The sequence below is a fragment of the Hypericibacter sp. genome (assembly GCF_050729195.1).
In the GTDB taxonomy this organism is placed as follows: Bacteria; Pseudomonadota; Alphaproteobacteria; order Dongiales; family Dongiaceae; genus Hypericibacter.
Genome location: NZ_JBOHKS010000291.1, coordinates 1 through 4,844, shown reverse-complemented (window position 1 = coordinate 4,844; position 4,844 = coordinate 1). Strand labels below are relative to the sequence as shown.

The window sequence follows — 4,844 nt, the reverse complement described above, 5'->3', positions numbered from 1 at the left end:
TTCCTAACCTTCCCCCGTTCCGGGGGAAGGGACAGAACGAGTTCCTGCGTTCTTCAGTTCTTCGTCTTGTCGACCAGCTTGTTCTTGCCGATCCAGGGCATCATGGCGCGCAGCTTGACGCCGACTTCTTCGATCGGATGCTCGGCGGCGCGACGGCGCATCGCCTTGAAGCTCGGCTGGCCGGCATTGTTTTCCTGCACCCAGTCGCGGGCGAAGCGGCCCGACTGGATGTCGTCGAGGATGCGCTTCATCTCCTTCTTGGTCTCTTCCGTCACGATCCGGGGACCGCGCGTATAGTCGCCATATTCGGCGGTGTTGGAGATCGAGTAGCGCATGTTGGCGATGCCGCCCTCATAGATGAGGTCGACGATCAGCTTCACCTCGTGCAGGCATTCGAAATAGGCCATCTCGGGCGCGTAGCCGGCCTCGACCAGCGTCTCGTAGCCGGCCTGGATCAGCGCCGTCAGGCCGCCGCAGAGCACGACCTGTTCGCCGAAGAGATCGGTCTCGCATTCCTCGCGGAAATCCGTCTCGATGATGCCCGAGCGGCCACCGCCGATGGCGGAGGCATAGGAGAGCGCGATCTCGAGCGCGTTGCCCGAGGGATTCTGCGCCACCGCCACGAGGCAGGGCACGCCGCCACCCTTCTGATATTCGGAGCGCACGGTGTGACCGGGGCCCTTGGGCGCCACCATGAACACGTCGATGTCGGACCGCGGCTCGATCAGGCGGAAATGGATGTTGAGACCATGGCCGAAGGCGATGGCCGCACCGGGCCGCATATTGGCATGGAGCTCGTCGGTATAGATCTTCGCCTGCAGCTCGTCGGGCGTCAGCATCATGACGATGTCGGCCCACTTCGCGGCCTCGGCCGGCGTCATCACCGGGAGGCCCGCGGCCTCCGCCTTCTTGATCGAAGCCGAGCCCGGCTTCAGCGCGACGCGCACGTCCTTGACGCCGCTGTCTTTGAGATTGAGGGCGTGGGCGTGGCCCTGGCTGCCATAGCCGACGACGGCGACCTTCTTGCCCTTGATCAGATTGACGTCGGCATCACGATCGTAATAGACGCGCATTCAAGTCTTCTCCTCTGTCTTTGCCAGCATCGGCAGGCACCCCTCCCGGGGCCATGCGCTGCCGTTCCGAATGAGTGGCGGGATCGATCCCGCCGGTATGGCCGTGCGAATTCCCTCGTTTATAAGCCTCAGAGCGCCTCGGGGCCGCGTGCGATTGCTGCAACGCCGGTCCGCGATACGTCGACCAGTCCCAGCGGCTGCATCAGGTTGATGAAGGCGTTGAGCTTGTCGGTCGAACCCGTCATTTCGAACACGAAGGATTCGATGGTCGAATCCACCACGCGGGCGCGGAAGATGTCGGCGATCCGCAGGGATTCGACCCGCTTCTCGCCGGTGCCGCGCACCTTGATCAAAGCCAGCTCGCGCTCGAGGCTCGGGCCCTCGGCCGTCAGGTCGCTGACCCGATGGACCGGCACAAGGCGCCCGAGCTGGGCCTTGATCTGCTCGATGATCATGACCGTACCGGAGGTGACGATGGTGATGCGCGACAAATGACGCTGCGCATCGACCTCGGCGACGGTCAGGCTTTCGATGTTGTAGCCGCGGCCGGAAAACAGCCCGACCACGCGGGCCAGGATGCCAGGTTCGTTGTCCACCAGCACCGAGATGGTGTGGCGCTCGATCTTTTGCGGTTCAGCCATGGCACTTACACCAGCACCATGCCTTCTTCGGAGACCGGCTTCGCATGATCGTCGGGGCCGAGCAGCATCTCGTTATGCGCCGCACCGGACGGGATCATGGGGAAGCAATTCTCTTTCTGGTCGATACGGCAATCCACCACCACGGTCCGGCGGGTCTTGATCATCTCGTCGATGGCGCCGTCCAGATCGGAGGGCTTCTCGATCAGCATGCCCACGCCACCGAAGGCGTCGGCGAGCTTGACGAAGTCGGGCAGCGAATCCGTGTAGCTCTCGGAATAGCGGCCGCCATGCAGCAGCTCCTGCCATTGCCGCACCATGCCCATATATTGGTTGTTCATGATGAATATCTTCACCGGCAGCTTGTACTGGCAGGCGGTGGAAAGCTCCTGGATGTTCATCAGGATCGAGGCCTCGCCGGCCACGTCGATCACCAGCGCGTCGGGATGCGCGATCTGCACGCCGATCGCGGCCGGCAGGCCGTAGCCCATGGTGCCGAGACCGCCCGAGGTCAGCCAGCGATTGGGCTGCTCGAATTTCAGGAACTGGGCCGCCCACATCTGATGCTGACCGACCTCGGTCGTGATGTAGACGTCCTTGTCCTTGACCGCGGCATAGAGGCGCTGCAGCGCATATTGCGGCTTGATGATGCTGTCGGAGTTCTTGAAGCGCAGGCAGTCGCGGCCGCGCCACTCCTCGATCTGCTTCCACCAGGACGCCAGCGCCTTGGCGTCCGGCTGGATCTGCTTGGCCTTCCAGACCTTGATCATGTCCTCGAGCACATGGCCGACGTCGCCGACGATCGGCACGTCCACGCGCACGTTCTTGTTGATCGAGGAAGGATCGATGTCGATATGGATCTTCTTCGAGTTGGGTGCGAAGGCGCTGACCCTGCCGGTCACGCGGTCGTCGAAGCGCGAGCCGACCGCGATCATCACGTCGCAGTCATGCATCGCCCAATTGGCCTCGTACATGCCGTGCATGCCGAGCATCCCCAGGAACTGCGGATCGGAGGCCGGGAAGGCGCCCAGCCCCATCAGCGTCAGGGTGCAGGGGAAGCCCGTCATCTTCACGAACTGCTTCAGCAGCTGCGAGGCGCCGGGGCCCGAATTGATCACACCGCCGCCGCAATAGAAGAGCGGCTTCTTGGCCTTGGCCAGGAGCTCGACCGCGGCCTCGATCTGGCGCGCATCGCCCTTCACCTGCGGATTGTAACTCCGATGCTTGCGCGCGGAGGGTGCCGGCGCGCCGGCATAGGTCGCCTTGGCCTGCAGCACGTCCTTGGGCAGGTCGATCACGACCGGACCGGGCCGGCCGCTGCGCGCGACATGGAAGGCCTCATGCACCACGCGGCCCAGATCGGCCACGTTCTTCACCAGGTAGTTATGCTTGGTGCAGGGCCGGGTGATGCCGGTGGTGTCGGCTTCCTGGAACGCGTCATTGCCGATCAGATGGGTCGGCACCTGACCGGTCAGGCAGACGATCGGAATCGAATCCATCAGCGCGTCGGTCAGACCGGTGACCGCATTGGTGGCGCCGGGGCCCGAAGTCACCAGCACGACGCCGACCTTGCCGGTCGAGCGCGCATAGCCTTCGGCCGCATGCACGGCCGCCTGCTCATGACGGACCAGGATGTGGCGCAGCGCGTTCTGCTTGAAGAGTTCGTCATAGATCGGAAGGACGGCGCCGCCGGGATAGCCGAATACGACGTCCACACCCTGGTCCAAAAGGGCCCGGATGAGGACAGACGCACCGATCATCTCCTGCGCAGACATTTTCGCTGATCCTTTCGCTCGCAAAATTCGGAAGCCGGTTCAAGGGCTCCCACCGGGTTTCGCGCGGCCAATTTACGGGCGCAAAAACCCCTCCCGCACGGACCTTTCTGGCCGGCAAGGAGCCCGAAACTAGTGATTTGCTGCAATGCGGTCAACAGCTAATGGCAAATCTTCGAAAAGAAATTGTGAAAGAACCTTTCCAAAAATTGCGCGTCGGCAAAACCCGGATCCAGCGGATCGGCCTCGATCCGGGCCGCTTCCGGCAGGCGGTGCCGAAACCAGGTGTATTGGCGCTTGGCATAGCGCCGGGTGGCCTGCTGGCCGGCGGCGATCGCCGTCGCCAGGTCGCCCGCCCCGGCCAGATGGGCGCCCAGCTCGGCAACGCCGATGGCCTTCATGGCCGGGAGATCCGGATCGAGCTTGAGGGCCAGGAGCGCCCTCACCTCCTCGAGCGCCCCCGCCTCCACCATGCGCCCGAAGCGGCGATCGCAGGCGGCATAAAGGGCGGCGCGCGGCGGCATCAGCAGATGGGTCTCGAAGGCCAGATCCGGGGGCGGCTGCCTCCCGCTCTCCGCCTGCCAGGCCGAGAGCGGTTTGCCGGTCGCCTCGAACAGCTCGAGCGCGCGCAGGATGCGCTGCCGGTCGGTCGGCTCGATGCGCGCGGCCGTCGCGGGATCGCAGGCTTCGAGCGCCTTGAACAGCGACCCCACGCCGCCCGGCGCTTTCATCCGGGCCTGAAGGCTGGCGCGAACCGCATCGGGGATCGGCGGCAGATCGGCGATGCCGCGCATCAAAGATTCGAGGTAGAGCCCGGTGCCACCGACCAGGATCGGGAGGCGGCCTTCCGCCCGGGTGGCGGCGACGGCACCCAGCGCCAGTTCGCGCCAGCGCCCCGCCGAGCAGGGCTCGTTCGCCGGCAGGATGCCGAAGAGACGATGGGGCACACGCGCCATCTCGGCCTCGGTCGGGCGCGCCGACAGCAGCGACAGCTCGCGATAGAGCTGCATGCTGTCGGCATTGATGAGCGTGCCGCCGAGCTTCTGCGCCAGCGCCATGGCCAGCGCCGACTTCCCGCTCGCCGTGGGGCCGGCGATGACGAGGATCTTATCCCCTCCCCCTTCACGGGGGAGGGTCAGGGAGGGGGCAGACGCTGACGGTGCAGGTGTCATGAGCCTGGAAGCGATCAGCGCTGAAACCGAGACGACCCCCTTCCTGACCTTCCCCCGCAAGGGCAGGGCTGTCCGGGGAAAGTTAGGCATAGCAGAAGGCCAGTTGGTTGGCTGGGGTTTTTGGCTTTGGCTTGCTGGGGTTGACGGGCGGCGGTCGATCGATCCGGTGGATGGTTCTCCTGGTAAAGA

5 protein-coding genes are annotated in these 4,844 nt (G+C 64.7%); 1 reads left to right on the top strand and 4 read right to left on the bottom strand.

All coding sequences use genetic code 11. The features are described 5' to 3' along the window. Window positions 1-53: 53 nt before the first annotated feature. The 4 genes from ilvC to miaA all read right to left on the bottom strand — a co-directional run bounded on the left by ilvC (window position 54) and on the right by miaA (window position 4,655). Window positions 54-1,073, bottom strand: a complete 1,020-nt coding sequence (ilvC, locus tag ACREE8_RS23860) for a ketol-acid reductoisomerase (RefSeq protein ID WP_431575520.1) — start codon at window positions 1,071-1,073, stop codon at window positions 54-56. Window positions 1,074-1,201: 128 nt separating this feature from the next. Continuing rightward, window positions 1,202-1,714, bottom strand: a complete 513-nt coding sequence (gene ilvN / locus ACREE8_RS23855; RefSeq protein ID WP_151176323.1) for an acetolactate synthase small subunit — start codon at window positions 1,712-1,714, stop codon at window positions 1,202-1,204. 5 nt (window positions 1,715-1,719) lie between these two features. Next, window positions 1,720-3,486 carry an acetolactate synthase 3 large subunit gene (locus ACREE8_RS23850; RefSeq protein WP_431575519.1) on the bottom strand — a complete coding sequence of 589 codons (1,767 nt, stop codon included), beginning with the start codon at window positions 3,484-3,486 and terminating at the stop codon, window positions 1,720-1,722. A gap of 158 nt (window positions 3,487-3,644) precedes the next feature. After that, window positions 3,645-4,655: a tRNA (adenosine(37)-N6)-dimethylallyltransferase MiaA gene (gene miaA, locus ACREE8_RS23845; RefSeq protein WP_431575518.1), complete on the bottom strand. Its 1,011-nt coding sequence runs from the start codon at window positions 4,653-4,655 to the stop codon at window positions 3,645-3,647. On the opposite strand from miaA, the gene ACREE8_RS23840 reads away from it, so the two are divergent. Beyond that, a partial coding sequence (locus ACREE8_RS23840; RefSeq protein ID WP_431575517.1) for a hypothetical protein occupies window positions 4,654-4,844 on the top strand: 191 nt, incomplete at its 3' end. The genes miaA and ACREE8_RS23840 overlap by 2 nt on opposite strands.

Excerpts from the sequence above, each read along its gene's own strand:
- ilvC (WP_431575520.1), bottom strand. The coding sequence starts at position 1,073 with ATGCGCGTCTATTACGATCGTGATGCCGACGTCAATCTGATCAAGGGC.
- ilvN (WP_151176323.1), bottom strand. The coding sequence starts at position 1,714 with ATGGCTGAACCGCAAAAGATCGAGCGCCACACCATCTCGGTGCTGGTG.
- ACREE8_RS23850 (WP_431575519.1), bottom strand. The coding sequence starts at position 3,486 with ATGTCTGCGCAGGAGATGATCGGTGCGTCTGTCCTCATCCGGGCCCTT.
- miaA (WP_431575518.1), bottom strand. The coding sequence starts at position 4,655 with ATGACACCTGCACCGTCAGCGTCTGCCCCCTCCCTGACCCTCCCCCGT.